20 protein-coding genes are annotated in these 25,268 nt (G+C 70.0%); 8 read left to right on the top strand and 12 right to left on the bottom strand.

The features are described 5' to 3' along the window. Positions 1-85: 85 nt before the first annotated feature. Entirely contained in the window at positions 86-691 is a 606-nt protein-coding gene (locus ACXKR8_RS06170) for a trypsin-like serine protease (RefSeq protein WP_462100353.1), read from the bottom strand. Between the two features lie 40 nt (positions 692-731). On the opposite strand from ACXKR8_RS06170, the gene ACXKR8_RS06175 reads away from it, so the two are divergent. Together ACXKR8_RS06175 and ACXKR8_RS06180 are read left to right on the top strand one after the other, a co-directional pair. Continuing rightward, positions 732-914 carry a hypothetical protein gene (locus tag ACXKR8_RS06175; protein WP_462100354.1) on the top strand — a complete coding sequence of 61 codons (183 nt, stop codon included), beginning with the start codon at positions 732-734 and terminating at the stop codon, positions 912-914. A gap of 999 nt (positions 915-1,913) precedes the next feature. Next, positions 1,914-2,201 carry a hypothetical protein gene (locus ACXKR8_RS06180; protein WP_458271879.1) on the top strand — a complete coding sequence of 96 codons (288 nt, stop codon included), beginning with the start codon at positions 1,914-1,916 and terminating at the stop codon, positions 2,199-2,201. Here ACXKR8_RS06180 and ACXKR8_RS06185 read toward each other — a convergent pair. Further along, on the bottom strand, positions 2,173-4,194 hold the full coding sequence (locus ACXKR8_RS06185; protein WP_458271880.1) for a hypothetical protein: 2,022 nt from the start codon (positions 4,192-4,194) through the stop codon (positions 2,173-2,175). The genes ACXKR8_RS06180 and ACXKR8_RS06185 overlap by 29 nt on opposite strands. A 190-nt stretch (positions 4,195-4,384) precedes the next feature. Continuing rightward, positions 4,385-5,032, bottom strand: a complete 648-nt coding sequence (locus ACXKR8_RS06190; RefSeq protein ID WP_458271881.1) for a hypothetical protein — start codon at positions 5,030-5,032, stop codon at positions 4,385-4,387. On the opposite strand from ACXKR8_RS06190, the gene ACXKR8_RS06195 reads away from it, so the two are divergent. Next, the gene (locus tag ACXKR8_RS06195; protein ID WP_458271882.1) at positions 5,023-5,640 is read left to right on the top strand and encodes a hypothetical protein; all 618 of its coding nucleotides are present in this window, start codon (positions 5,023-5,025) and stop codon (positions 5,638-5,640) included. The two genes, ACXKR8_RS06190 and ACXKR8_RS06195, sit on opposite strands and share 10 nt — an antisense overlap. Before the next feature lie 6 nt (positions 5,641-5,646). On the opposite strand, the gene ACXKR8_RS06200 is transcribed toward ACXKR8_RS06195, so the two are convergent. Further along, on the bottom strand, positions 5,647-7,221 hold the full coding sequence (locus ACXKR8_RS06200) for a hypothetical protein (RefSeq protein WP_458271883.1): 1,575 nt from the start codon (positions 7,219-7,221) through the stop codon (positions 5,647-5,649). Between the two features lie 671 nt (positions 7,222-7,892). Then, positions 7,893-9,335, bottom strand: coding sequence for an NF041680 family putative transposase (locus ACXKR8_RS06205; protein ID WP_458274911.1), 1,443 nt, complete (start codon positions 9,333-9,335; stop codon positions 7,893-7,895). A gap of 139 nt (positions 9,336-9,474) precedes the next feature. Here ACXKR8_RS06205 and ACXKR8_RS06210 point away from each other — a divergent pair, with 139 nt between their 5' ends. Beyond that, positions 9,475-9,753 (top strand): hypothetical protein, encoded by a 279-nt coding sequence (locus ACXKR8_RS06210; RefSeq protein ID WP_458271884.1) that lies wholly within the window; start codon positions 9,475-9,477, stop codon positions 9,751-9,753. Positions 9,754-9,804: 51 nt separating this feature from the next. Here ACXKR8_RS06210 and ACXKR8_RS06215 read toward each other — a convergent pair whose 3' ends face one another. Both ACXKR8_RS06215 and ACXKR8_RS06220 read right to left on the bottom strand, forming a co-directional pair. Then, on the bottom strand, positions 9,805-10,485 hold the full coding sequence (locus tag ACXKR8_RS06215) for a hypothetical protein (RefSeq protein ID WP_458271885.1): 681 nt from the start codon (positions 10,483-10,485) through the stop codon (positions 9,805-9,807). Further along, positions 10,482-10,988 carry a sigma-70 family RNA polymerase sigma factor gene (locus tag ACXKR8_RS06220; protein ID WP_458271886.1) on the bottom strand — a complete coding sequence of 169 codons (507 nt, stop codon included), beginning with the start codon at positions 10,986-10,988 and terminating at the stop codon, positions 10,482-10,484. The genes ACXKR8_RS06215 and ACXKR8_RS06220 overlap by 4 nt, the downstream gene beginning before the upstream one ends. 118 nt (positions 10,989-11,106) lie before the next feature. Here ACXKR8_RS06220 and ACXKR8_RS06225 point away from each other — a divergent pair, with 118 nt between their 5' ends. Further along, a complete protein-coding gene (locus ACXKR8_RS06225; RefSeq protein WP_458271887.1) occupies positions 11,107-12,033 on the top strand; it encodes a UbiA family prenyltransferase in 927 nt (308 codons plus the stop codon). A gap of 41 nt (positions 12,034-12,074) precedes the next feature. Here the strand turns inward: ACXKR8_RS06225 and ACXKR8_RS06230 are convergent, their stop codons facing one another. From ACXKR8_RS06230 to ACXKR8_RS06240, 3 genes are all read right to left on the bottom strand, one after another. Further along, on the bottom strand, positions 12,075-14,831 hold the full coding sequence (locus ACXKR8_RS06230; protein ID WP_458271888.1) for a bifunctional YncE family protein/alkaline phosphatase family protein: 2,757 nt from the start codon (positions 14,829-14,831) through the stop codon (positions 12,075-12,077). 4 nt (positions 14,832-14,835) lie between these two features. Beyond that, a complete protein-coding gene (locus ACXKR8_RS06235; protein WP_458274912.1) occupies positions 14,836-16,170 on the bottom strand; it encodes an ABC transporter permease in 1,335 nt (444 codons plus the stop codon). Between the two features lie 77 nt (positions 16,171-16,247). After that, on the bottom strand, positions 16,248-17,189 hold the full coding sequence (locus ACXKR8_RS06240) for an ABC transporter ATP-binding protein (RefSeq protein WP_458271889.1): 942 nt from the start codon (positions 17,187-17,189) through the stop codon (positions 16,248-16,250). A gap of 235 nt (positions 17,190-17,424) precedes the next feature. On the opposite strand from ACXKR8_RS06240, the gene ACXKR8_RS06245 reads away from it, so the two are divergent. Both ACXKR8_RS06245 and ACXKR8_RS06250 read left to right on the top strand, forming a co-directional pair. Further along, positions 17,425-20,037 (top strand): WD40/YVTN/BNR-like repeat-containing protein, encoded by a 2,613-nt coding sequence (locus ACXKR8_RS06245; RefSeq protein WP_458271890.1) that lies wholly within the window; start codon positions 17,425-17,427, stop codon positions 20,035-20,037. A gap of 324 nt (positions 20,038-20,361) precedes the next feature. Beyond that, complete coding sequence (locus ACXKR8_RS06250; RefSeq protein ID WP_458271891.1) at positions 20,362-22,749, top strand: ricin-type beta-trefoil lectin domain protein; 2,388 nt, start codon at positions 20,362-20,364, stop codon at positions 22,747-22,749. A gap of 143 nt (positions 22,750-22,892) precedes the next feature. Here the strand turns inward: ACXKR8_RS06250 and ACXKR8_RS06255 are convergent, their stop codons facing one another. Both ACXKR8_RS06255 and ACXKR8_RS06260 read right to left on the bottom strand, forming a co-directional pair. Then, positions 22,893-24,482 carry a sodium/solute symporter gene (locus ACXKR8_RS06255; protein ID WP_458271892.1) on the bottom strand — a complete coding sequence of 530 codons (1,590 nt, stop codon included), beginning with the start codon at positions 24,480-24,482 and terminating at the stop codon, positions 22,893-22,895. Beyond that, complete coding sequence (locus ACXKR8_RS06260; RefSeq protein WP_458271893.1) at positions 24,479-24,808, bottom strand: hypothetical protein; 330 nt, start codon at positions 24,806-24,808, stop codon at positions 24,479-24,481. Before ACXKR8_RS06260 ends, ACXKR8_RS06255 begins: the two co-directional genes overlap by 4 nt. Before the next feature lie 148 nt (positions 24,809-24,956). On the opposite strand from ACXKR8_RS06260, the gene ACXKR8_RS06265 reads away from it, so the two are divergent. Continuing rightward, positions 24,957-25,265, top strand: a complete 309-nt coding sequence (locus tag ACXKR8_RS06265; protein ID WP_458271894.1) for a DUF6059 family protein — start codon at positions 24,957-24,959, stop codon at positions 25,263-25,265. Positions 25,266-25,268: the final 3 nt, after the last annotated feature.

Consider the following 25,268-nt stretch of genomic DNA (forward strand, 5'->3'; position numbering starts at 1 on the left):
TCACCGAACGACCCGGGTCAACGGTTGCCGATCGAGCCCGTGCCCCGGGCACCGATCGGTGCCCGGGGCGACAGAGTGCTGGGGGTCAGCACGGGCAGGAGTGGCCGCCAATCATGTTGCTCACCGCGATCCACGGGGTGAAATAGATGTTGTTGCCGGGGCCCTGGCCGGGGCCGTTGCCGATGTTGCCGCCGGACAGGATGCCGTGCTGGAGCATGTTGCCGGACACGACCGGGCCGCCGGAGTCGCCGTGGTCCATCAGGCGCGAATTGCTGCTGGAGTGGGCGCTGCACATGTGGTAAGCGACCCCGGCGCTGCCGTAGTCGGCCTTGACGTCGCAGGAGTCGATGATGCCGCTGCAGTTCTCACCGGTGACGGAGCCGTCGGAGCAGAACGCGCCGCCGTTCCAGTTGAATCCGGTGCCGCCGACGGGCCAGAAGGTGCTGCTGGACGAGCCTCCGTTGTAGATCTCCTGGAGGATCCCGTTACCGTCGACCTCTGTGATCAGCGCGGCGTCGGTGTTGCCCGCGTTGAAGGTCTGCCAGCCGGTGATGCCGACCCGGCGCGAGAACGAGCTGTTGCTGCCGCTGAACCAGGACCAGCCCTGGGGGCCGCAGTGGCCGGCCGTGAGCATCTGCACCGGAGCGTAGTACGGGTCGGTCCAGCCGAACGCGGCCGTGCAGGTGGTCACGTTGAACCAGCCCGGCTGGTTCGGGATGGGGTCCCAGTGCTTGATCTGGATACCGCCCTTCCACCATGGCTGGTCCCACTGCCTGCTCGCCCCGGACTGGGTGTCCTGGGGCCGGACCGCGCTCGGCTTGACGAAGACCTTTCTGACGCAGGTCGCCCAGGTGCGGGTCGGCCTGGATCAGGTCCACCATGCCGCCGTACTGCTTGGCCAGCTCGGCGCGTAGGGCCGGGGTGGGCTTGGTGACGCCGAGCACGACCTGGTTCAGGGCCGGATTGGTGCCGACCGTGCGCCACTTCACCCCGTCGACGTTCTTGTGGGCGCTCAAGGCATCGGCGAGGGCGGTGAGCGCGGCCTGGGAGTGCGCGACCGGCTTGTACACGATGGTGTAGCCGGTGGTCGCGGCGAGCGCCGGATCCTCCCCGCCGGCGAGCGCCGGGCTGGCGTTGTGCTGCGCGGCCAGTGCGGTCCGCGCCTTCGCAATCGCCTGGTCGCCAGTGGCGGTGTAGACGGTGAGGGTATGGGCCTTCTCATCGATCGTGAGGCCGGCGAAGTCCTCGGTCTTGGACTGGATCGTCTGCCCGAGCCGGCCGAGGTCCAGGGTCCTGTTGACGGCGATCCGGTTGGCCGCCGGAGCGGCCGGGGCCGCGGTCGCGCCGCTGGTCGCAAAGCTGGTGAGCAGAGCCGCGACGGATATGCCGATGGCGGTCAGAACACGCGTTTTCCCCACGCTGCATCCCCCTGATCGAAGGTGAAGACTCCCCTGGCAGGGGAGCCAGTGCGATCATTCCAAAACCTGTGAGGTGTCTGTCAACGGAACTGCGGCAGGTGGGACGGGGCCTTCCGGTTCCGGACGGGCCCCAAAAAGCGTCGCGGCGACGTAGTGCGCGGGGGCGGCCGTCGGGGTCGGCGATCAGCCGTTGCAGCGGGGTGCTCAGCAGAGTCGTGGTGCGGGCGAGGTGCGGGGTCCGGTACCGGCGCAGCCGCCCGGGCGGGCGCGGGCCGGTGCGCCCGGAGGCGTGCCAGGCGTCCAGGGCGGCGGCCGACCCGGCGAAGGCGCGGAAGGCCTCGACGGGATCGCAGAGCCCGTCCGCTCCCCCGCTGCCTTCGGCCCCCGGGCTGCGATCCGGGGCGCGGGGGCCCTCTGGGCGGCCTGCTGACCACCGGCTCCTACGCCGCGGACCTGCACGGTGCCGCACGATCGGCGGGGAGTGTGTTCGCTGTCATGACCGTCGTGCTGCCCTGCCTGCTGCGCCTCCTGACGGGCCGTCTGCTCAGCCGCGGCGGCGGACTGCTGACGCCGGTCCTGCCGCTGGTACGGGTGGCGCACCTGGTCGCGGTGGTCACCCTGAGCTACACCAATGCCTGCGGCGCGCTGCAGCAGGTCGTCAGCAGGCCCGATCCGGACTTCCTCCTGCTGAGGGTCCTGCCGCCCGCACGGACGACAGGACCCGAATCCCACTCCACTGATCAGCCGACGGCGGTCAGCGGGTCCAGTGCGGACGCAGGGTGACGCTCAGGATGGTGCGGTACTCGGCCCGCTGGGCAGCCGGGACGGTGTAGGGGCTGCTCGGGTCGGTGCCCTGCACGGAACCGGTGGCCGGCAGCGGCTTGGGTGTGGAGTAGCCGGCGAACAGCATGGTCAGCGTGCCGTTGCTGTTCTGGACCACGGTGGGGTCGTAGACCCGGCCGGAGTAGTAGCCGGACAGGTCGAGCCCGCCGCCGCTCGCCTGCTTCGCCAGGGCGGAGAAGGTGTAGTCGGTGCCGAGCAGCTTCTGCGGTGCGCTCCAGTTCTTCCCGTCCCTGGAGGAGGAGTAGAAGATCTGGTTGAAGGCGTCGCTGTCGCCGTCCGAGGCATAGGCGCCGGAGAGGAACAGCCCGTAGCTGCCGTCCGGGTTGGTGATCACCGTGCCGCGTGAACCGACCCAGCGCAGCACCGAGTCGCTGCTGGAGGCCGGGTCGTTGAGCCCGGCGACCTGGCCGAGGTCGGTGAAGTGCACCCCGTCGTAGGTGTAGGCGGCGCGGACCACGGAGTAGTCCTCGTTGTTGCCGTAGAGCGACTTGGGCTTGTTCTTGCCCTCGCCGATCTTCGCGAGCTGGTCGTAGGGGACGGTCGCCGCGCCGGGGGCGCCGACGCTGCTTCCCTTGGCGACCGCGCCGGTCCCGCCGGTGCAGCCGGTCAGGTCGGTGGCGTCCGCACCGGTGCAGCTGACCTGGACGATGCCTGCGGCGGTGCCCAGGCTGACCGTGACCGCGCCGCCCGCCACGCCGCCCGCCGGCTTCAGGGCGGAGCTGTCGGCCACCGGGATGGTCGCGGCGGGGAGGGTGAGGGCCGCCGTGGTGGTGGTCGGGGCGAAGTAGTTGACGATCTTCTCGGTGTAGAGGACGGCGACGCTGCCGCGCGGCGCCCCCTGGTAGTGCGGCAGGGTGCTGATGATGCCGTCCGGGGCGATCAGACCCGAGGTCTGCGCGGCGGCGGTCGCCGGGATGACGGCATCGGCCTTCACCGCGTCGCCGACGGCCACCTGCACGCCGACCGCGTCGCGGGTGGTGCAGCCGGTCAGCGCGGTGGTGGTCGCGGCCGCGTCGTTGCAGTCAACGGTGTGGCCGTCGACGGTGAAGTGGCCCGGCTGCTCGAAGTTCGCGGTCGAGCCGACGCTGACGGTGACGCCGGCGCCGGTGGGGCCGGCCGGGATGCTGACCGCGGCGGTCGCCGTGCTGCTGCCGCCCATGCCGACCGGCTCGACGGCCGGGAGCCCGGCCAGCGGGTTCCCGCCCTTGGGGGTGAGCTTGTGGACGATCATGTTGACGCCCAGTGCGTCCCCGGTGGGACGGCTCAGGGTGTAGAGGACCTGGGCCCGCTTGCCGCTGCCCGCCTGCCCGTTGCCCCCGTAGCCGGGGACCGACAGCACGAAGGCGTGGCCCTGGCCGTCGTCGTCGGTATTGCCCGTCGCGCACAGCCCCGGGTTCTGCTCCAGCGCCTCGCCGGTGTACTTCCAGCTCCGGCCGTGGTCGGTCGAAGTGGCCGAGACCACCGCCTCGTCGGTGTCCTTGGGCCGGTAGTCGAACAGCCCGGTCAGCGTGCGGCCGCCGTCGTCACTGGTGACGAAGGGGAAGTAGTAGGGCTGCATCGGCAGCACACTGCCCTTGGGCTGGCGCAGCACCGTGCCGGTGGCGGGGCCGGTGCCGTTGTCGGTGGAGCAGTAACCGGTCAGCGGCCCCGGTGTGCCGGTCACACCGCTCTGCGCGGGGACGGCCCCGGTCCCGGCGGGGTCGACGGCCGCGTTGGGGTAGGTCACCCCGCCGACGGAGATCGAGGAGCCGAACGCGGAGTCGCCCTGGGCGAGGGTCCACGGGCCACCCTTGACCTGGTCCACGACCGGGCTGCCGATCGAGTAGGTGAGGTGCTCGCGTGGGTGGAACAGACTGCTCTGCGGGACGGCGGCGACGCAGGAGAGCGTGGCCACGCCGACCGTTGCTGCCGTCGCGATGCGGCGACGAGTCATGGGGAGCCCTTCCAAGGGTGGGGCGGGACAGGATTCGGCGTGATCCTGACCTGTCCGAAGGGGCCGGCGGCAGTGCCTGGAGGGACTGTTCACCCGGTGTTCCGGGGAACACCCCCGCCCGGGCACCCGGGCGCTGACAAGTTGAGCCTGTTAACTCGGTGTTAGGTCCTCCGTGCGAGGCTTGGTCGGCCTATTCGCGCGGGCCGCGCACCGCGATCAGGGCGGTGCCGGCGGCGAAGGCCGCCCCCGCGCACAGGGCCGCACCCAGGTCGCGGCCGGAGTGCACGGGCCAGAACCACGGTGTGCGCCAGGCCTCCGTCAGGGCGAACTCGGCGACCACGGTGTAGGCCAGTGGTCCGACCCAGGCGAGTGCACCGCCGAGCACACCGGCCGACAGCAGGCCGATGCCGCACAGACCTGCGACATCACGCAGCAACTGCCCCGCACCACCCGGAAGTTCCGCACCGGCCGCACCGGCCCCGCCGGCGGCCAGGGCGCCGGCCGCAACCGCCGTCAGCGCCAGGGCGGCGACCAGCCGCAGATACGGCAATCGGCTGCCGGTGCTGCGCTCACTCTCGCCGAACGGGTTGTGGGCCGAGGCCGCGACCACCGAGGCGGCCGCCGCCTCGATCAGCAGCGGCACCTGCTCGGCGGTCCCGCGATCGCCCCTGGCCCAGTGCAGCAGCAGGACGGTGCGCAGGGCGACCCCGCAGCCGGCCAGCGCCGCCAGCGCGCCGGGGACCTGACGGCTGAGCAGGTGCAGCAGTACCAGCCGGGCCGCACTCCCCCACCGCCGCTCCCGGCCGACGCTGGGGCCCGCGGTGGTCAGTGCGGTCACGGCAGCTGCTCCAGGGTGATCCGACCGGCCCGGAGGTCGGCGAGGTGGGCGGCCAGCCAGGTGTGCCGGGTCGCGGCCGGCAGGGCGGCGAAGCGCTGCCCAGCGGCGTGGACCGGGTCACCGGGACCGGGAAGGTCGGCCGGGGCGTCATGGGTGGTGGCTCCCGTGAGTACGACGGCGAGGTCATCGGCGACAGCAGCGTGTACGTCCCCCCGGTGCGCAGGCTCTGCCGCAGCACAAGGGCGGCGGCAATGGCGGCCAGCGGCGCCGTGAAACGGCTGGGGAGCAGCACTCCGGCGGTGAATCCCACGGTGGCGAAGGCGACCAGCGCGACCTCGGTGACCGCGACCGGCCACCACAGCGGTTCGCCCGCCGCCCCCTGCGCGGCGGTCACCGCGTACAGCACACCCACGCAGAGCAGGTTGCCCAGCAGCGCCCAGCAGACGGTGGCAGAGCACGCGGTCGACCGGGCCGCCCAGCGCGGCAGTGCGGTGATGTCCACCTGCTCGGCGATCCCGCGCCGGCGGTCCCGGCCGCCGAGCCAGGCCGCCGCTCCCACCACGAAGGGCGCGAAGTCGTCCACTCTGGACGCTCGGCCCACGAGCTGAAGAGCTTCAGACGCTCCGTACAGGACTTCGAGGGCTGGCTGCGGGCTCGTCATCGCCCACGAACCCCGGCGACCGCTCTGCCAGGGCCCGGTCGCGGGAACGGGTGACGGTGGCAAGCGGAAGCAGCAGGATGCCGATCACGACCGGTCCGGTCATGTAGCGCCATACCGGGGCGGGATTCGCGGCGATGACGGTGAGTTGGAGCGACAGGGTGGGCAGCAGCAGGAGCAGCCACGTCCTGCTGCGTCGTACCCGGGCCAGGCGAAGGACCAGGGCGTAGCAGAGGTAGGCCCAGATCGCCCCGCGCCAGACGAGCCACTGGATCCAGACCGCCGTGGTGGAGGTGGAGTAGGTGCGTTCGAGGCGGTTGAGCCGGTCGGAGAGCGGGTGCTGCTTCTGCAGGATCTTCCAGTACGGGCTCTGTTTGATGTTGGAGCCGTGGTAGGACCAGTTGGCGTGGTCGTAGGTCCAGTTCAGCATGCTCTTGCTGACCCAGGGGGCTTTGATGCTGGTCTGGCCCTGCAGGGCTCTGGGGCCCTGGGTGATGCCCCAGGCGATCTGGGCGTGGCAGAGCCGGGATTTGGCGATGTCCTGTGGGGTGCGGAGCAGGACCCGGCTCCACAGGGCCAGGAGTTGGGAGCCGTCGGCAGCCACGGCCGGGCGGTTCATCGGCGGGGCCATCGTCCAGTCGGCGTCCCAGCAGTTCGCCGCCTGCCCGCTCCAGTCCGACAGCGGTGCCACGGCCGCCATGACCTTGAGGTCGGCCGGGGTGAACGAGTGGGGGGACTCCTTGTAGGAGACGGCGATGTCGGCGACGTTCAGCGCGATGACGGCGTCCTCGTGAGGGAGCTTGACCCCGACGGCAGGGTAGACGACGAGGGTCAGCAGCAGGGCGACGGTGGTGGTGGCCACGCCCGCGGCCAGGATTTTCAGGCGCACGCCCGGGACGAGCAGCAGGATACCGACGACGACCACGACGACGGCGGGGTAGTCGTTGTTGCGGAACACCAGGATGCAGGCGAAACCGGCCGTGATCCTCCACACCGCGGGCCGGGACACGGTCCGGTCGGCGGCCTTGCGCAGCCGCCCGTCCCTGGCGAGTTCGGCCAGCCGGACGCAGCCGGAGAACATCAGGACCGCGCCCAGCACGTAGGGCACGTCCTTCCAGACGAACACGAAGAAGGTGCCGGTCGAGGGCAGGATCACGACCAGGGCGGACGCGGCCGCGGTCCAGCGCGCGCGTACGCCGACGCGGTGCAGCGAGACGGCCGTGTCGGCCATCAGCAGCGAGGCGAAGAAGGTCTGCAGCAGGGTCAGCAGCCAGAGGTTGCCGGTGCCCTGCAGCGACAGCCAGACCAGCGAGTCATAGGCGATCGAGTGGTCCGACACCCAGTTCCCGGTGCTGACCTGCCACACGTAGGTGAAGGAGTCCGGGCTGTACAGCGCCGGCCAGAACGCGGCCCAGTGGACCAGGAACAGCCCCTGGCACAGGACGAGCACCGTGAGCGCCAACCGCCGCGAAGGGGTCAGCCGGCCCCATCTGCGGCCGACGGCACGGGCGGCGGGCGGCATGGCAGGCATGGTCGTTGCTCCCTCATCGTTCGGTTGACGTCTCACGGGAGTTGCACCCCCTTCGGGGGGGTCGGGCTGGTGATCTCCTCGACCTTGGCACCACTGCGGGCCTGTGCGGGCGGAGTTCACCTGGCATTCACGCTTGCACCCCGATCTGAGGGCCGGGCCTGCTCCTCTTACCTCCCCTGCTACCGCACTCGCCCGGGCAGACCTCGCAGCCCACCTTCCTGACCTGCACTGTTGCCCTTCTGTGCCGACCTCCTCGCAGCCCCGCGGCTTCGCCCCCTACCAGAGGGGAGCGCGGGGTCCGTCGAGCCCGGAAAGGGCTGGCGCTGGTGCTGAGCTCCTCCCGGGCCGCCCAGGAGGACCACTGTCTACATTCTTGTAGACGTCATACCCGGATCCGCTACCGGTACCGTCCTGGACGACTCGCCGTCAGGGCCGGGTTTGTAGAGTGGCCGGGTGGACGCGATCGAAGCAGGGCCTCGCGCCGTCCTGCCCTGGTGGACGGCTCGACCGCACCAATGATCGAAGCGGCAAGGCCGCCCCGCGGCCTTTTGCCCGCCGGCAACAGCGGCTCCAGCCTGGCCCATTGTCCGCTCGTCAGATTTCCACGCCCATAAGTGGATCACGGAAGACCTTGATCCACTTATGAAACGGACCCTAATCTTGTTCTTTATCTACCAGGATCTGCCAGGTCTACCGATGGCCTTGAGGGTTTCGGGGCGTTTGACGGTCTTGCCGACGTCGTAGCGGGGTGCCCGGCGTTTGTTCTTGGAACCGGGTGGCCGTCCGGGGCCGCTGCCTGTGGGTTGGGGAACACGGGTCGGGCAGGCGAGCTGAGCGCGGATGTTCCTGAACCCCCGGCGGACCCGTGCCGGGGTGAGTCGGTCGGAGGCGGTGGGTTTCTCCCAAGGCCGGCGGAGGTCAGCGGCCAGGGGCCGGGCGAGCCGGAGCTGGGTGTGAGCGACAATTAAGATCCAAGTCCAGCGGTCCGCGGCTTCGGGCGTACGGAGTTTCGGGGTGGTCCAGCCGAGAGTCTGTTTCGCGAACCGGAAGGTGTGCTCCAGATCGAAGCGGCGGAGAAATACCTGCCAGAAACGGTCCACATCGTCCGGCGTAGCTGCGGTCTTCGAGGACCATAGCCACACCGGCGGAGCGTCCCGTTCCTTCGATAGGTGCTCAACCTTCAGCCGGATCAACGTTCCCTCGACCAGGGGAAGTTCACCATCGTGATCGAGCCAGGAGGAACGGTGGGTGAGCCTTGGGTGGACCCGGTCCCATGCCTGGGCTTCGGCCCTGCCGTAGTGGGTGGTGTCCGTGACAGTGGTGATCGCGGGCTCGGGCCAGGTCTCCGGCTTGGCGAAGCGGAACTCCGGGCCGTGTTTGGGCGGCCGGCCGTTGACGCCGTGCATCCTCGGTGGTTTCGGCAGACGCATGACGCGGTCGGAGCGGACCCGGCCGACCAGCTCGACCGGCAGGTCGCGCAGGATCCAGGCCAGGCGGGTGACGTCGTAGCCGGCGTCGCTGACGATCACGATGGCCGGGTCCCCGGCCTGCCACTGGCCTGCGGTGACAAGCCGTTCTACGACGCCCCGTAGCTGATCGGCGGTGACCGCGGTCGCGTCATCCGCCGGTCCGAGCCGGACCGCGTCCAGGATCGCGGTCCATGAGGTGGCGCCCGGCTCCAGTACGGCGACGAAGGAGTAGGGCCAGCCCGGAATGAACTGCGAGGCTGTTTTCGCACGGCCGTGGACGTGGCAGAACAGCCGCTCCGCCGAGCACGCCGCGTCCGAACGCAGCCACGGCGACACATCGACCGCCAGCACCAAACGCCCGCCGTCGAAGCGGGGCAGCGACAACCCGGCCAGCACGGTCCGCAGCCGACCCATGTCGATCCGGCCGTGGTTCAGGCCGCCATACATCGCTCCGTGCCCACGACGATGCTCGGGCAGCAGCGTCAAGTCCACCGGGGACTTCACCGCGCCGTCCGCGCACAACAGCGCGTCGGACAGCTCGAACAGCGCATCGCGCCGAGTGGTCAGACACTCGTAGAACTCCCACCGGAAGCGCGACGCCTCCGCGAACGCCTCCCCGCGGACGGCATCAGGCACCAGACTCACCCTCACGGTCTTCGTCGTGGTCACTTGCACATTGGTCGCAGCACATGGTCAGGTGCAGGCCGCCCCCGCGTCCGGTGAATCCTCAGATGAGCGACCATGTTCGAGAGGCCGTTCGAGGCGAGCGCCGTACTCTCTCACCGTGCCTACTCTCCTGGACCTTCTGCAGTCCCTCGATGAACAGCCTGCCGAAGCGGTGATCTACGCAGCTAAGCCCTGGGCGGCCGCCTCAGACGCGGCCATAGCACCATTCGACGCGCCACCACCCAACCTCGCCTATCTACTCGAAGTCGAACTGGCCAAGGACGTCGTCGAAGTGTGGTCGTCCTGGCGAAACGGAGCCCAGCCCAACGCCTCGGAGAAGTGCCAGGCGGTCATCCACTACGCCGAGCACGACGCATACCTGGACGCACATCACTGAACATCGCCACGCAGTGACAAAGGCCTTCGACTGTCGTTGATAAAAAACAAGCTAATCGTGCGTCGGCGCCTGGGTGGTGCAGTTCAGGGTGACGCCGGTGGGGACCAGGCGCTCGACGGAGCCGGGTCGGCCCCCGCTGACGGTCAGCTGGGCGGCATCGAGGTAGCCGATGAAGAGCTGCTTGCCCGCAGGCATCGCCGAGGGGGTGAACACCAGGTCGACCCGGCCGTTGCTCTGCCGCTCGCCCTTCATGACCTGCGTGACTCCGGGGCCCTGACCGTGGCTCAAACTCGCGTCCTCGCCCGGCCCCAGACAGAACTCGCCGACCTTGATGATCACCGGGAGCCCGGCCTCGGCCAGGGCCGCCTGGAGACCGGCGTGGTCACTGAAGTACTTCGCCTTGTCCCAGCTGACGTGCACCGTGCCGTCCGTCTTGGTGTCCACGCTGAACGCGACGGTGTGGACATGCACAGCCCCCGCCCCGGTGCTGTCCCCGGCCGCGGGCGGCGCGGTCGCCGGATGGCCGTAGCTGCTGACGCCGAGCGCCAGCCCGGCCGCCGCCGCGGCGACGACGGAGACCTTGGCCAGGCGCCGCCGCCGGGACCGGGCCCGGCCTGCCGTGGCGATCCGCTCGACCGGGGCGTCCAGGGTGACGCCGTCCATGGACTGCCGCAGAGCGGCCAGGACCTGCTCGTCCCCGACGGTGTCCTCGTTCGTGCTGTGCAGGCTCATGACCTGACCTCCAGATTGTCCGTACTCACAAAGTGGCCGCGCAGGGTCGCGACGGCCCGGGCCAGATGGGCGGTGACGGTTCCGGGCGCTATCCCCAGAGCCGCGGCCGTGGCCTTGGTGTCAAGGTCGAGGAAGACCCGGAACGCGATCACCTCGCGCTGCCGCTCCGGCAGACCGCGCAGCGCCGCGAGCAGGTCGGGATCCAGCCCGGCGTCCGGACCACGGTCACCGGCGGCGACCTCCGGGACGTCGGGGACGACGTCGAGGGCGACCTCGCGCCGCCGTCTGCGCCACCACGACACCCGGGTGTTGAACGCGGTCCGGACCACCCAGGCGCGCGGCGCGGGATGCCGGCGCACCAGGTGCCACGACGTCCAGGCCCGAGTGAACGCCTCGGCGACCAGGTCCTCGGCCAGCTGCCGATCACCCACCCCGGCCAGCACCGCCCGCAGGCACATGTCCCGATTGGCCTCGTAGAACTCGCTGAACTCCAACTGCTTCACACCCCCTCAACGCTTCGGGGCGGCAATCCGCTTACCTGCTGCGCCGGCGACTGCTTCAGCCGGTCATGTCGAGGCCCGTACCTCGATCGATCGCGGGTGCGGTCGTTAGCATCACGATGTGCCCAGCGAAGCAGTCCCCGACCGCAGTCCGATCGAACGTCCCTTCCTCAGGGGAATATGGGCGCTGCTCATGGCGGCCCACCCCGCACCGACCGTCGCCGTCAGCGCGCTGATCACGGTCCTCGCCGCGGCAGCCGGACGCGACGCGGCGGGGTGCTGCCTGGTCGCGCTGGCCGTGCTCACCGGACAGCTCTCGGTCGGTTGGAGCAACGACCTGGTGGACCTGGCCCGCGACACCGCGGCGCAACGCCGCGACAAACCCCTGGTCGGCGGGGAGGTGAAGAGCCGCACCGTGGCCATCGCGGCCGGCGCGGCGCTGCTGCTGTGTGTCCCGTTGTCCCTGGCCAACGGGCTGCTCGCGGGCTGCGCCCATCTGATCGGCGTCGCCGCCGCCTGGTCCTACAACCTCGGGCTCAAGCGCACCCCGCTCTCCTGGTTGCCCTACGCGGTCGCGTTCGGGCTGCTCCCCGCGTTCGTCACGCTGGCGCTGCCGGGCCACCCCTGGCCGCCCGGCTGGCTGGTGGCCGCCGGCGCGCTGCTCGGTGTGGGGGCGCACCTGACCAATGTGCTCCCCGACATCGACAGCGACCTCGCCGCGGGTGTCCGCGGGCTGCCCCAACGCCTCGGCCAGCGCCGGGCCCGCACCCTGGCCGCCCTCGTCCTGCTGGCCGCCTCGCTGGTACTGGTGCTCGGGCCGCCGGGAACACCGGGCCCGATCGAATGGACCGGGCTGGCCGTCACCGGGGCCCTGGCCGTCGCCATCGTGCTGCCGATCGGCGCACCCCCACACTCCGCGTCGGGCTCAGGACCGGGCCCGTCGGACTCAGGACCGGGCACCGCCAGTCGGCTGCCGTTCCTGGCCACCCTCGGGCTGGCCGCCGTCGACGTCGCCCTCCTCCTGCTGCGCGGCACAGCGCTCGGCTGACGGCGACGCCGCGGCGGTTCGAGCCGGGTGGCCAGCCGTCGTCAGCCGTCGGTGTCGGAGGAGGGGATGTACGCGCCAGGTACGTCGTTCGGTGCGAAGATCACACTCTCACCGGGGTAGGGCTGCTTCCAGTTGTGCGTCTCGTACCACGTCAGGTGGTTCATCTGGGCCGGGTTCGCGTAGTCCGGCACCGCGTTGGGACCGGTCAGCCGCTGCTGCGACTTCCAGGTCGCCCACTGCGCCGCGACTGCCTTTTCCGCGGCCGGCACCGGCGTCGTCTGCGGCACGGCCGCCGCACGGGGGTTCTGCGGCGCCGGGGTGTCCACCCCGCAACTGGGCGGCGTGGCCAGGCCGTCGGTCAGCGAGGTCCGGTTGGGCAGGGCGGTGAACGGGGTGTAGTTCGGCTTGCTGGTGAAGGCCGTGGTCATCGGGGTGGCCGCGCTGTCCTTCTGGTTCATCGGGTGGATCCCTAGGATCTGCTCGATGGTGCGGATCATCGTGATCTGCGTGTAGTAGCGGTCGTCGACGACACCGTGCTGGGCCCAGGGGCTGATGATCTGGATCGGCGCCCGGTGGCCGTCGACATGATCGAGGCCGGCCTGGGAGTCGTCCTCGACCACGAAGATCGCCGAGTCCCTCCAGTACGGGCTGTGCGTGATCTCGTCGACGATCTTGCCGGTCGCCAGGTCGTTGTCGGCGACCTGGGCGGCCGGGCTCGCCGGACCGCCGGTGTGGTCGCTGGAGAGCCAGAACATGTTGAGGTTCGCCGGACCGTTCTTCTTGAAGTCCTGGTTCCAGATCTCGTACCGGTACTGGTCCGGGATGCTGGTGTCGAACTTCGGGAAGCCGGGCACCGAGACGCTGTTGAGGGAGGGGATCGGCGAGGAGGAGTTCAGCGTGTAGGCGGTGCCCTGCCCGGTCGTGTCCATGGTCTTGGCGTCGCAGTACAGGTTCTGCCAGGTCGCGGTGGCCGGCTTGGTGAGGAACTGCTGGAACTCGCCGAAGTCCCGCACGGTCTGGCCGGCCGCCTGCGCACCGGTCCACAGGAAGCCCGACGCCTGGTGCCCGAGGGCGTCGTCCTCGGTGTCGTAGCTGCGCAGGTACTCACCGGCGGAGGACTCGGTGTACTCCGGGTCGTCGGCCTGCATCAGCCAGTTGTGTCCCTCGGCGGAGTTGGTGCCTATGTCGTAGGTGTTGTCGTAGAGACCGAACTGCTCGGCCAGTGCGTGCTGGTTCGGCGTCACGTTCTGGCCGAACTGTGCCAGGGCCGGGGCGCCGTTGCCCTGCGGCATGTCGCCGAAGAGCTGGTCGTAGGTGCGGTTCTCCTTGACGATCAGGAAGACGTGCTTGATGGTCGAGGGGTCGCCGATCCGGGCCGGCACCGGCACCGGCTTCGCCTTGTGCTTGTTCGCCGTCGTGACCGCGCCGTTGGTCCAGCCGTTCTGCTGGAAGACCTTGGCGGTCTCGGACTTGATGACACGGTCGCTGGGCAGGGTGAACCGGGTCAGGCTCGACGTCGTGTCGTGGGTGTTGTGCGCGCCGCTGCTGTCGGGCCGTAGTGCGTCGACGCCACGGGTGTTGGAGACGACCACCTTCTTGCCCACGGTGGTGATCTCCGCCGGGAAGTAGTCCGTGGGCAGCAGGCCCACGTAGCTGACCGGCTCCTGCGGGCTGGTGTAGCGGTAGACGGCGACCGCGTCGGCGCGGCCGAGGGTGACCAGCAGGTGGCCGTCGTCGGTGAGCGTCACCGCGTCGGGCTCGTAGCCGACCGAGGCCTCCGGCCAGGGCTTGGTGGAGATGGTCTGGACGACCCTGTCGCGGCTGGAGTCGATGACCGACACGTCGTTGGTGGCCGTGTCGGTGACGAACACCGCCCCCTTCCTGGCGTAGACGGCCGTCGGGTGCAGACCGACGTTGATGGTCCTGACAGCGGCGGAGGGACTGGTCAAGCGGATCACGCTGACCGTGCCGGTCGTGGTGGCACCGGTGATCGGACTGGCCGGCACCTGGGTGTTGTAGGAGTTGAGGGTGGAGTCGCCGGCCTTCGCCGGTCGTCCGCCCTCATTGCTGACGTAGAGCTTGCTGCCGACCCGGACGATGCCACGCGGAGCGTTGCCCACCGCCCAGCTCTGCTCGACGACCCCGGTCGCGGCATTGATGGCGACCACCCGGTTCTGGCCGTTGACGGCGGAGTACACGGTGGAGCCGTCGGCCGAGAACACCGCCGCGCCCACCAGCGCGTGCTTGGCGCCGTCGGCCGGGATCGCGATGGCCACCGGGTTGGCGAGGGTGCCGTCCGGCTGCACGGTGAACCTGGTGTAGCCGTCGGTCTGACCCAGCCACAGCTGCGAGCCGTCGGGCGAGTACGTCGGGCCCTCCTGGCCCACCGCGCTGCTGCTGATGTGCAGGTCGTCCGCCGCGGCGCTGCCGACCCGCTGCTTCACCTGGCCGGTCCTGAGGTCCACGACGACCAGCGCGGCGTCACCGTCGGTGACCGACGCCGCCAGATGGCCGCCGTCCGGACTGACCGACGAGGACATGATCTTGCCGTCGTTGATGACGAGGCGGCTGCCGTACGGCGCCAGGTACTGATCGCTGGAGATGACCTCGCCCTTGGCGGTCACCTGGCCGACCTGCTCGGTGCCGAACTGGTGCGTCGATGCGAATGCGGTGCCGGTGGCGGCCAGGGCCAAGGCGGTCACGCAAGCGGTGACCAGCGTGGCCCGACGGCTGACAGGCTTGCCGAGGAAGACGAACTGCTCCTTCTCGACACCCCTACGGCGGCGCGTTACCTGCATGGGTTCAGCCCTTCTGGGAGGTGGGGATCAGTTCGACGTCGCCGTCGAACTGCCACAGCGGGTTCGGCGCGTCCCCGGTCGGGGTCCGTACCAGGAAGTAGCCGTTCACTTCCTTGGGTCCGTCGCCGTCGGCCACGATCCGTCCGTCCGAGGTGACGTCGAGTTGGTAGACGGCCGTCCCCGGGGCCGCGGCGCCGGGGAGGTGCCAGGTGACGACGCAGCGCCAGTCGTTGCCCGGCCCCGCGGGGTCGACCTGGCCGTCGCTCCGGTCGCACGCTGCGGTGACCCGCAGCTGCGCCTCGGTGACCGCGGGGCGGTGCAGCTGTTCGGTCTGCATCCGGTAGAGGTGGGCGAAGACGGTGGCGACCGACCGCTGCACCTTGGCCTGTGAGATCCCGGAGCCCAGGGACGGGGTGGCTGCGGCAACAGCCCCGAACGTGAGCGCGAGCAGTCCGGCCAACGGCAGCAGGGCGACCATCAGCGCGCGGCGCCCGATGCCGTCGTCGGACACATTGGTGAAGTCCCGCCGCATGAAGAGCTGATAGGCCAACCCGGTCGCGACCACGACCCACACCAGGCTCACCGCGACGGAGACAAGAAGCTCATAGGGCTGTGCCGGGCCGGCGAACAGCCCGTGCCAGGCGATGAAGGCGTAGCCGGGCAGGGCGAGGCGCAGCGCGACCGGCATCGGCAGCAGCTGGGCGAGCTGCATCGCGACCGCCACCAGCGCGGGCAGCAGCAGACCCATCGGAGAGCGTTTCAGCAGAACGGACCCGAGCAGGCCGATCGCCGCGAGTGCGAGGGTGGGCGCGAGCGCGCAGGCCCAGGCGAGCAGGACGTTCCCGGCGGCGTCCGACGGAGTCAGCAGGTGGCCGTCGAGGCCGGCCAGCGGCTGGTCGCCGACTGTCAGGAGTCCGCCGACCGTGCTGGAGACGACCAGTCCGGCCACGAGGAGCAGGATGACGGTGAGGCTGGCCAGTGCCTTGGCCGCGAAGATTCGGCGTGGAGACCTGACCGCCACCAGCAGATGGCGCCAGGTGCCCAGCCGGTCCTCGGCGGCGAACACGTCGCCCGCGACCACCGAGGTGAGCAAGGGCAGGGCCCAGGAGCCCGCGAACCCGAGGACGACCAGCGGTCCGGCCCACCCCGTGGCGTGCATCCAGCGACCGAAGGGGGTGTCGGTGGGCAGCGTGCCCTGCTGGCTGACCGCGGCGACGAACAGTCCCGGCGCGGTCCAGCAGACGAGAACAAGCAGACGGATCCGCCACTGCGAGACGAGCTTGACCAGTTCGAAGCGGCAGGCGCGGGACACCGGCACCCGGCCGGCATCGGGGTCAATGTCGACACCGGCACCGACCCCGGCACCCTCACCGGCATCAGTGTCGGCACCATCGTCGGCGGCGGTCACGGTCACGGTCACCTGTCGGCCTCCTGCGGTTCGGTCAGGGCGAGGAACGCGGCCTCCAGGGGCGACACCACGGGGGCGAGCTCGCGCACCGCGATGCCTGCCTTCACCAGTCCCACCATCAGTTCGTCCAGCGCCGGCACCAGCGCGCTCACGACCAGCACCTCGCCGCCGCGCCAAGCACCGGCACCCTCAAGGACGCGAATCCCGGCCGTTTCGGCGGCCAGTCGACGCGCGGCCTGCGGAGCGGACGTGAGCAGCCGGTAGTCGAGTTCACGGTTCTCGCTCGCCAAGGTGTTCAGCGGCCCGGAGAAGCGGACCCGCCCGGTCACCAGGATGGTGACCTCGGAGCACAGCGCCTCGATGTCGTCCATGCGGTGGCTGGAGAGCACGACGGTCGTGCCCTCATCGGCAAGCCGGGTCAGGACGCCGTGCACGTGCTTCTTGCCCGCCGGATCAAGACCGTTGCAGGGCTCGTCAAGTACCAGCAGCCGGGGGCTGGTGAGCAGAGCGGCGGCCAGCCCGAGCCGCTGGCGCATGCCCAGGGAGAAGCCCCGGGTCCGGTCGTCGGCGACATCCGTGAGCCCGACCTCGTCGAGCACGTCGTCGATCCGCGTCGTCCGCGCGTCCTGGCCGCGCAGGGCAGCCAGTGCGGCCAGGTTCTGTCTGGCGGTCAGCGAAGGGTACAGGCCGGGTCCGTCCACGAAGCCGGCGACACCGCGCGGAGCCGCCAGCGCCCGCCCCACCGGCACACCGAGGATCTCAAGGCTGCCACCGTCGGCGACGGCCAGCCCGAGCAGGAGGCCGAGCAGCGTCGTCTTGCCGGCACCGTTCGGTCCGACCAGGCCGTGGATCCGCCCCAGCCGCAGATCCAGATCGACGCCGTCGAGCGCGACGACGTCACCGAAGCACTTGGTCAACCCAAGCGCCCGCACTGCACGCTGTGTGTCCATAGGCCCCTCTCGCAGGACTCACAGGAAACCTAGGGCGTGACCCACAGCGCAGACAGGGGCAACTGATTGAACGTTCGCGAAACGAACGACCACCAATTCCCCCCACCCTGTGAGACAACGATTTGGCAAAGGTGGCGCACAGCCATCGCTGCCACCACTCCCAGTGTGGTCAAGTCGCCCTGCACACAAGCACAGCAGAGCGAACCAGTGACACCATCCACTTGGGGAGGACCTGTTGACCACAGCACACCGCAGGCGGCGAGGGCTCGCGATCGGAGCCTTCGCCGTCGCCGGACTGATGGCCGTGATACCGGCTCAAGCCGCGACCGGGGGGAACAGCGGAGCGAACGTCTTCGCCCCCGGCGTGGCCAAGGCCCACGCCCAGCACGCGAGCGGCCAACGAACCGCGGCGACCCCCGCGACCGCCGCCCCCGCCGACGACGGGAGCGAGGAGGCCGATGAGATAGCCGAGGGCGCGGCCCAGTGGTCCGAGGCGCGGACCTCCCCCGGTGTGGTCGCGCCCGGGGCCTACGGCGCCGCCTGGAACGCGCTGCAGAAGCTGCCGAGCACCGGGGGCAGCTGGCAGAACGTCACCAACCTCCCCTACAACTCGGACGACCCGCGCTACCGTGACTACGACTCCAACTCCAGCGGCGGGTCAGGCCTGGTGACCGGCCGCACCGCCGCCCTCGCCGCGGACGACAGCGGCCACGTCTACACCGGGTCGGCAGGCGGCGGCGTGTGGCGCTCCAGCACCGGCGGTGGCACGTGGACGCCGATCAGCGACGGACTGTCCGCCCAGTCCACCGGCGCGCTCGCGCTGGACTCCAAAGACCGGCTGTGGCTGGGAACGGGCGAAGCCACCACCAATGCCGATGCCTACCTGGGCAGCGGCGTCTACCTGCTGGACCACCCCGAGCACGGCAGCTTCACCTCCCGTGACCGGGTCGGCGGCACCGAACTGCAGAGCACCAGCATCCACGAGCTGCGCTTCAGCGGCAGCACCGTGTGGGCAGCGACCAGCGAAGGCCTGTGGTCGCACTCCACGGCGCACCTGAACGGGCCCTGGAAGCTGGAGTTCGCCCCCAACCCCGCCTACCTGCCGGGCGGCTCCCTCGCGAACGACCCGTCCTCCGCCTACAAGAACATCATCAGCGACATCGCCTTCGACCCGAAGCACCCCTCCCGGGTGGTCGTCGCGGCCGGCTGGCGTTCCGGCGACACCTACAACGGCTTCTACACCAAGGTCGGCGGCACCTGGCAGCAGCTCACCTCGCTGGGCGACCTACCCGCGGACGCCGCCGACATCGGCAGCGTCACCTTCGCCCGCTCGGCCGACGGCTCGCGCTACTACGCCATCGACCAGTCCCCGGCCGGCCTCGCCGCCGGCACCAACGCCCTGGACGGCATCTTCGTCTCCAAGTCCGGCTCCCCGTTCGGCCCCTGGACCAGGATCGCCGACGCGGCCACCCTCGCCGCCTCCGGCTCCGCCCTGGACGCACCGGGCGACCAGGGCTGGTACGACCAGTTCCTGCAGGTCGACCCCCGCAACCCGGACCACCTCTTCGCCGGTCTCGAGGAGGTCTTCGAGACCAAGGACGGCGGCGCCAGCTGGACCACCCCTGGTCCCTACTGGAACTTCACCTTCCCCTGCTGGAGCATCGACCCGACCAAGCAGACCGGCGACTGCTCCCAGACCACCCACGCCGACCAGCACGCCGTCGCCGTGGGCAGCTACCACGGCAAGCCCGTGCTCTACGTCGGCAACGACGGCGGCGTCTACAAACGTCCGGTCAACGGCGCGGCCGACGCCTCGGGGCACGCCACCGACTGGACCTCGCTCAACGACGGCAGCATCGACACCCTGCAGTACTACTCCGTCGGCGTCGGCAAGGACCTGGCCAACGGCGGCGTCTCGGTCACCGGCGGCCTGCAGGACAACGGCCAGTCCATCCTGCGCAGCAACGACAAGGTCATGGGCTCCAACTTCGGCGGGGACGGCGGGATGACCCTCACCGACCCGACCAACGGCTGCAACATCGCCCAGGAGTACGTCTACCTGGAGATCAACGTCACCCAGAACTGCGCCGCCAACAACGGACTGGGCGCGCCCACCACCTACAACGTGCCGCCGCCGGACAACGCCGCCAGCAACGCCCGCTTCATCGCCCCCTTCACCGCGGACCTCAAGACCCCGACCACCTGGGTGGCCGGCGGCGAGAACGTGTGGGTGCAGACCCAGGGCTTCGCCATCCGCGACTCCAGCGCCTGGGCCAGCGCCTTCGACCTCGGCGCCGGACATGTCGCGACCGCCGTGGCCGCCTCCGGCGGCAAGGTCTACGCCGCCTGGTGCGGACCCTGCAACAGCCAGGGCTTCACCCGCGGCATCGCGGTCGGCAACGCCGACGGCACCGGCTGGCAGCAGATCACCCTGCCCGCCACCGGCAACGTCCCCAACCGCTACCTCTCCAGCCTCGCCATCGACCCCCACAACAGCAGCCACGTCTACCTCGCGGTCAACGGCTTCTCCCGCTCCTGGAACGAGGGCCCCGGCGCCGGCATCGGCCACCTCTACGAAAGCCGTGACGGCGGTCTCACCTGGACCGACATCTCCGCCAACCTGCCCGACATCCCGGCCGACTCCATCGCCCTGACCCCCGGCGGCGGCATCGCCCTGGGCACCGACCTCGGCGCCCTGTACCGGGCGCCCGGCAAGACGAAGTGGAAGGTCATCGGCGAACTGCCCGCCACCGCCGTCACCCAGGTCCTCACCGGCCCCGACGGCAAGCTCTACGCAGCCACCCACGGCCGCGGCATCTACGCGATCGACCTGCGCCCGCTCCACTGACGCAAGGATGCCGGCGTGCCTCCGTCCCGCACGGGACGGAGGCACGCCGGGCCCGCTCCTCCGGCGGCTCCTGGACGTTGTGGGCGATGTCGCGCAGCCGGCTCCGGGTCCTGGAAAGGGCGACGAGGTACTCGCACCGAGGGGACGACCGCCATGAGTAAGCAAAAGGTCGATGACTGTACCTTGTCAACGCCCTGGACCTGATTGCTTGCTGCGGAACATGATCCCTCTTGTTTGCTTCTGTTTCTTTGTCGGGAGTATTGACCCGACAACAAACACGAAGCCACACTGTGCGCCATCTCCCCCACCCGGAAGGCGTCAACTATGCGATATATCAGGAGACTTGCCCCGCTCTGGGTGCTGGCTCTGCTGGCCACGCTGCTGGCGGTGACCGTCGGTCCGGCCCAGGCCGCCGCAGCCACGTCGGTCACCGTGGACGGCAGCCAGGGCGGCCGCACCTTCGACGGTATCGGCGCGATCAGCGGGGGCGGCGGCAACTCGCGCCTGCTGACCAACTACCCGGCGGCCCAGCAGACCCAGATCCTGGACTACCTGTTCAAACCGGACTACGGCGCCAACCTGCAGATCCTCAAGGCCGAGATCGGCGGGGACGCGAACTCCACCGACGGCTCCGAGCCGTCCATCGAGCACAGCAAGGGCACCATCAACTGCAACGCGGGCTACGAGTTCTGGCTGATGCAGCAGGCCAAGGCCCGCAACCCGAACATCAAACTGTACGGTCTGGCCTGGGCCGCGCCCGGCTGGATCAGCGGCGGCTTCTGGTCCACCGACACCATCAACTACCTTGTCTCCTGGCTCGGTTGCGCCAAGCAGGACGGCCTGACGATCAACTACCTGGGCGGCTGGAACGAACGCGGCCACGACGTCAACTGGTACATCCAGCTCCGCTCGGCCCTGAACGCGGCCGGGTACTCGGCCGTGCAGATCGTCGGCGACGACAGCGGCTGGGGCGTCGCGGACGACATGGCGACCAACTCCGCGTTCAACAACGCCGTGCAGATCATCGGCGCGCACTACCCGTGCGCCGGGGGCGACGGCGGCAACGCGGACACCTGCTCCAGCACCGCCAACGCGAAGAACAACGGCAAGCCGCTGTGGGCGAGCGAGAACGGTTCGGAGGACATGAACTCCGGCGCCCCGGCACTGATCCGGTCGATCACTCGCGGTTACGTTGACGCGGATATGACTGCCTATCTCAACTGGCCTCTGGTCGCGGCGATCACTCCGAACCTGCCGTACTCCACCGTGGGCCTGGCCACCGCCGGCTCGCCCTGGTCGGGGAACTACAGCATCGGCGAGAACACCTGGGCCACCGCCCAGGTCACCCAATTCGCGCAACCCGGATGGAAGTTCATCGACCAAGGCTCCGGCTACCTGGGCGGATCCGAGTCCAACGGCAGCTACGTCACCCTGAAGTCCACGAACGGCACCGACTACTCCACGGTCCTGGAGACCACCACCGCAAGCTCGGCGCAGACCGCGAACTTCACCGTCAAGGGCGGCCTGTCCACCGGCACCGTCCACGTGTGGGCCACCGACGTCAACAACCCCAACCCATCGACGGATTTCATCCACACCCAGGACATCACCCCCAGTAACGGCAGCTACTCGCTGACCATGCAACCCGGCTACGTCTACACCGTCACCACCACCACCGGCCAGGGCAAGGGAACGGCTGTCACCACCGCACCGGCCAATCACGCGCTGGCGCTGCCGTACTCCGACACCTACGACGCCGACGCCACCGGCACCGAGGCGAAGTACTTCTCCGACATGCAGGGCTCCTACGAGGTCCAGCCCTGCTCCGGCCGCTCCGGGCAGTGCCTGCAGCAGATGGCGCCGGTCAAGCCCATCGAGTGGCAGGACGACTCCGACGCCTACTCCCTGGTCGGCGACACCACCTGGTCCAACTACACCGTCAACTCCGACGTCTACCTGCGCAGCGCAGGCACCACCGAACTGCTCGGGCGGGCCGGCACCCAGCAGCGCCCGCAGTCGCACATGAACGCCTACTACTTCCGGATCAGGGACACCGGGCAGTGGTGGATCGAGAAGATGTACACCGACGGCTCCAACCACACCCTGGCCACCGGGACCACGACCGCGCTGGGGACGGCCACCTGGCACAAGCTGTCGTTCACCTTCCAGGGCTCGCAGATCAGCGCCGCGGTCGACGGGAACACCGTGGGTTCGGTGACCGACACCTCCTTCACCAGCGGGCAGGCCGGTCTCGGCATCCAGGGCTACCGGACCGACCAGTTCGACAACCTCTCGATCACCCCGGGCAGCGGCACCGCTCAGCCCACGGTGGGCCAGATCACCTCGGGTATCGCGGGCAAGTGTGCCGATGACTACACCGGGTCGTCCACCGCAGGCGCGAAGGTCGACCTGTGGGACTGCAACACCTCACCGGCCCAGCAGTGGACCTTCACCGGAGGCACCCTGAAGGTGAACGGCCTGTGCCTGGACGTCACCGGCGCAGGGACGGCCAACGGCACCCTGGCCGAACTGTGGACCTGCAACGGCGGGGCCAACCAGCAGTGGCAGGTCAGCAACGGCGCACTGCTCAATCCCGTCTCCGGAAAGTGCCTGGACGACCCCGGCTTCAACGCCACCGACGGCACCCAGCTCGACATCTGGACCTGCGACGGCGGCGCCAACCAGCAGTGGAACCCGCCCGCGGGGTCATGACGTCATGACTCCCGTGATTGGCTCCAACTGACGGTCCGGGCAGCTGCCACCACGGCATCTGCCCGGACTCGTCCGTCCAACACCGTCGTCGTCAGCGCCACCATCGCGGGTACCTGACGAAGTCCTCCCGCCGCACCGTGAGATCAGCTGCGTGCACTGCTCAGGGCCCGCGCTTCCAGTTCTGGGTAAGGGACTTGGCCGTCGGTTCGGCCTGCGCTGAACCTGCTGCCGGCCCAGCCGAGGAGGAAACCGACCGGTGCCGACACCAGGCCGGTGGTGTGGAGCGGGAACCAGGCGAAGTCGCTGTGCGGGAAGAGCGCGGTGGGCTCGCCGGAGACGGCGGGCCCGAAGAACTGCAGCAGCAGGCAGCAACCGAGCCCACCGTAGACGGTCCACAGCAGACCGGTGCGGGTGTAGCCCTTCCAGAACAGCTCGTAGACCAGTGCGGGAAGGATCGCCGAGGCGCCCGCGGCGGCGACCACATGGGCGAGGAAGGCGACGGACCAGTTGTAACAGACGGCGGCCAGGACCAGGGTGGCGCAGCCGACGGCGACGGTCGTCCGGCGCACCGCCCTGATCTCGGCCTGTGCCTCCATCTGCCCGTCCCGGGTGGTGTGCGCGAGCACGTCGTGGACCAGCGAGGACGCCGCCGTCAGCAGGAGTGCGGCGACGACGGACAGGCTGGTGATGAACACGGCCGAGACCACGGCTGCCTGGAGCAGTCCGCCGGAGTCGAGTCGGTTGGCCAGCAGCAGCAGGGCGGAGCTCCCGCTGGGGTCGGCCCCGGCGATGACCTTCGCGCCGACCAGTGCGGCGGCGCCAAGACCGAGCACCACGGCCATGATGTGCAGGACGGTGACCGTGCCGAGGGCACTGGCCGCGGAGCGCCGGGCGGCCGCGCCGTCCTGGGAGGCGTTGAGCCGCATCAGCATGTGCGGCGCGACGGCCGCGCCGAGGATCACCGTGACCAGGAGGGACAGTTCTTCGAGTCGCCCGGTGGCGCTGGTTCCCAGCAGTAGGCCGGGCGCGTAGTAGCCGTTCGGATGTCCGCTGCCGTCGGCCGCGCCCTGCAGCAACGCGCTTGGGCCCCAGCCCAGGTGAACCAGCAGGGTGATGACGAGTACGGCCAGGGCGACCAGGAGCAGGACGGTCTTCACGACCTGGAGCAGGCTGATGCCGCGCATGCCGCCCACGGCCGCGGCGCAGATCATCATGACGCCGATCAGTACGGTACAGGCCTGCCCGGCGCCGATGCCGCTCAGTCCGGCCAGATAGGACGTAGCCCGCCCGGCCGCGGACAGTTGCACCATGGCCAGCGGGAGGCAGTAGGACAGGGTGGCGACGGCGCCGGCGATACGCGCGGCCCGGCCGGGGAACCGGGCCCGGAAGGTGTCGCCGAGGGTGAAGCGGCCGATGTTGCGCAGTGGCTGGGCCAGCACCAGCAGCACGCCCATGGCAGCGGCCGAGCCCACGGCCAGGATCAGGCCGTCGTACCCGGCGAGCGCCACGGATCCGGTGGCCGCCAGCAGGATGAGGACGGAGACGTAGTCGCCGCACAGCGCCAACGCGTTGCGCAGCGGGGTCAGCGAACCGCGCGCGGTGTAGAACTCGGCCAGATCGTCGCCGTCCGAGCCGAACATCATGCACAGGAAGAGCGTGGCGCACACGGTCATCAGGAAGGCGAGGATCGGCGTGATCGTCAGTCCGGTGCCGTCGGCGGCGAGGTGGGTCATCGGCCTGCTCCGTCGGTGCGGGTGGGCGCGGTGAGCGGGTCGCAGTGGGTGCGGCAGTCGCGGTCGAACCGGCGTGCGGTGGCCAGCAGCAGCACCGCCTGGGCCAGGAACGCCGCCATGCTGACGGTCAGTCCACCGACGATGTCGGTCGCCACGCCGCTTCCCGGCGTCAGGGGCAGCACCACGACCGCAACGAAGCAGCAGCCGTTCCAGACCAGGAAGCGCCGACGTGAACGCGTCGCGGCCCGGCGCAGCGGGCGCGCCGGCTCGGGGGTGACGGCGGCCGGAGGTCTCGCGCCGAACTGCGAGAGGTCGGACAAGCTCATGCGGTCTCTCCACGTTGAGAGTGATGGGTGTGTGTTGGAACCTTGACGCGCCCGTCTGCGGCTTCCATGATGACCAGGCCGAATGGTTAGGTTCATTTGCTTCGGCCTGACGCGGCGCCCCAGTTAACCCGATCAACGGAGACCGGACATGAACGGGCCAGAACAGTTTCGTCGTGCCCTCAGAAGCCTGCTGGCGGCCCTGGGTGAGGGCCTGATGGTCTTCGGCGGACGGGACATGTATCTCGCGTCCCAACAGGACGACCTGCCGCACTGGCAGTACCGCACCGGTATCGGCATGGTGTTCGCGCCCGGGTGCGACGGGCCGCCTCCCGGCCACCCGGAACGGCTGTGCCCCATGATGCCGCTGACGGGCCAGGAACGGCTGCTGGCCAGGGAGTTGAAGCATCTCGACTGGGCTTCCCTGAAGGGCCGGGACTGGTCCGGTCGGGCCGCATGACGG

This window comes from Streptacidiphilus sp. PAMC 29251 (genome assembly GCF_054208735.2).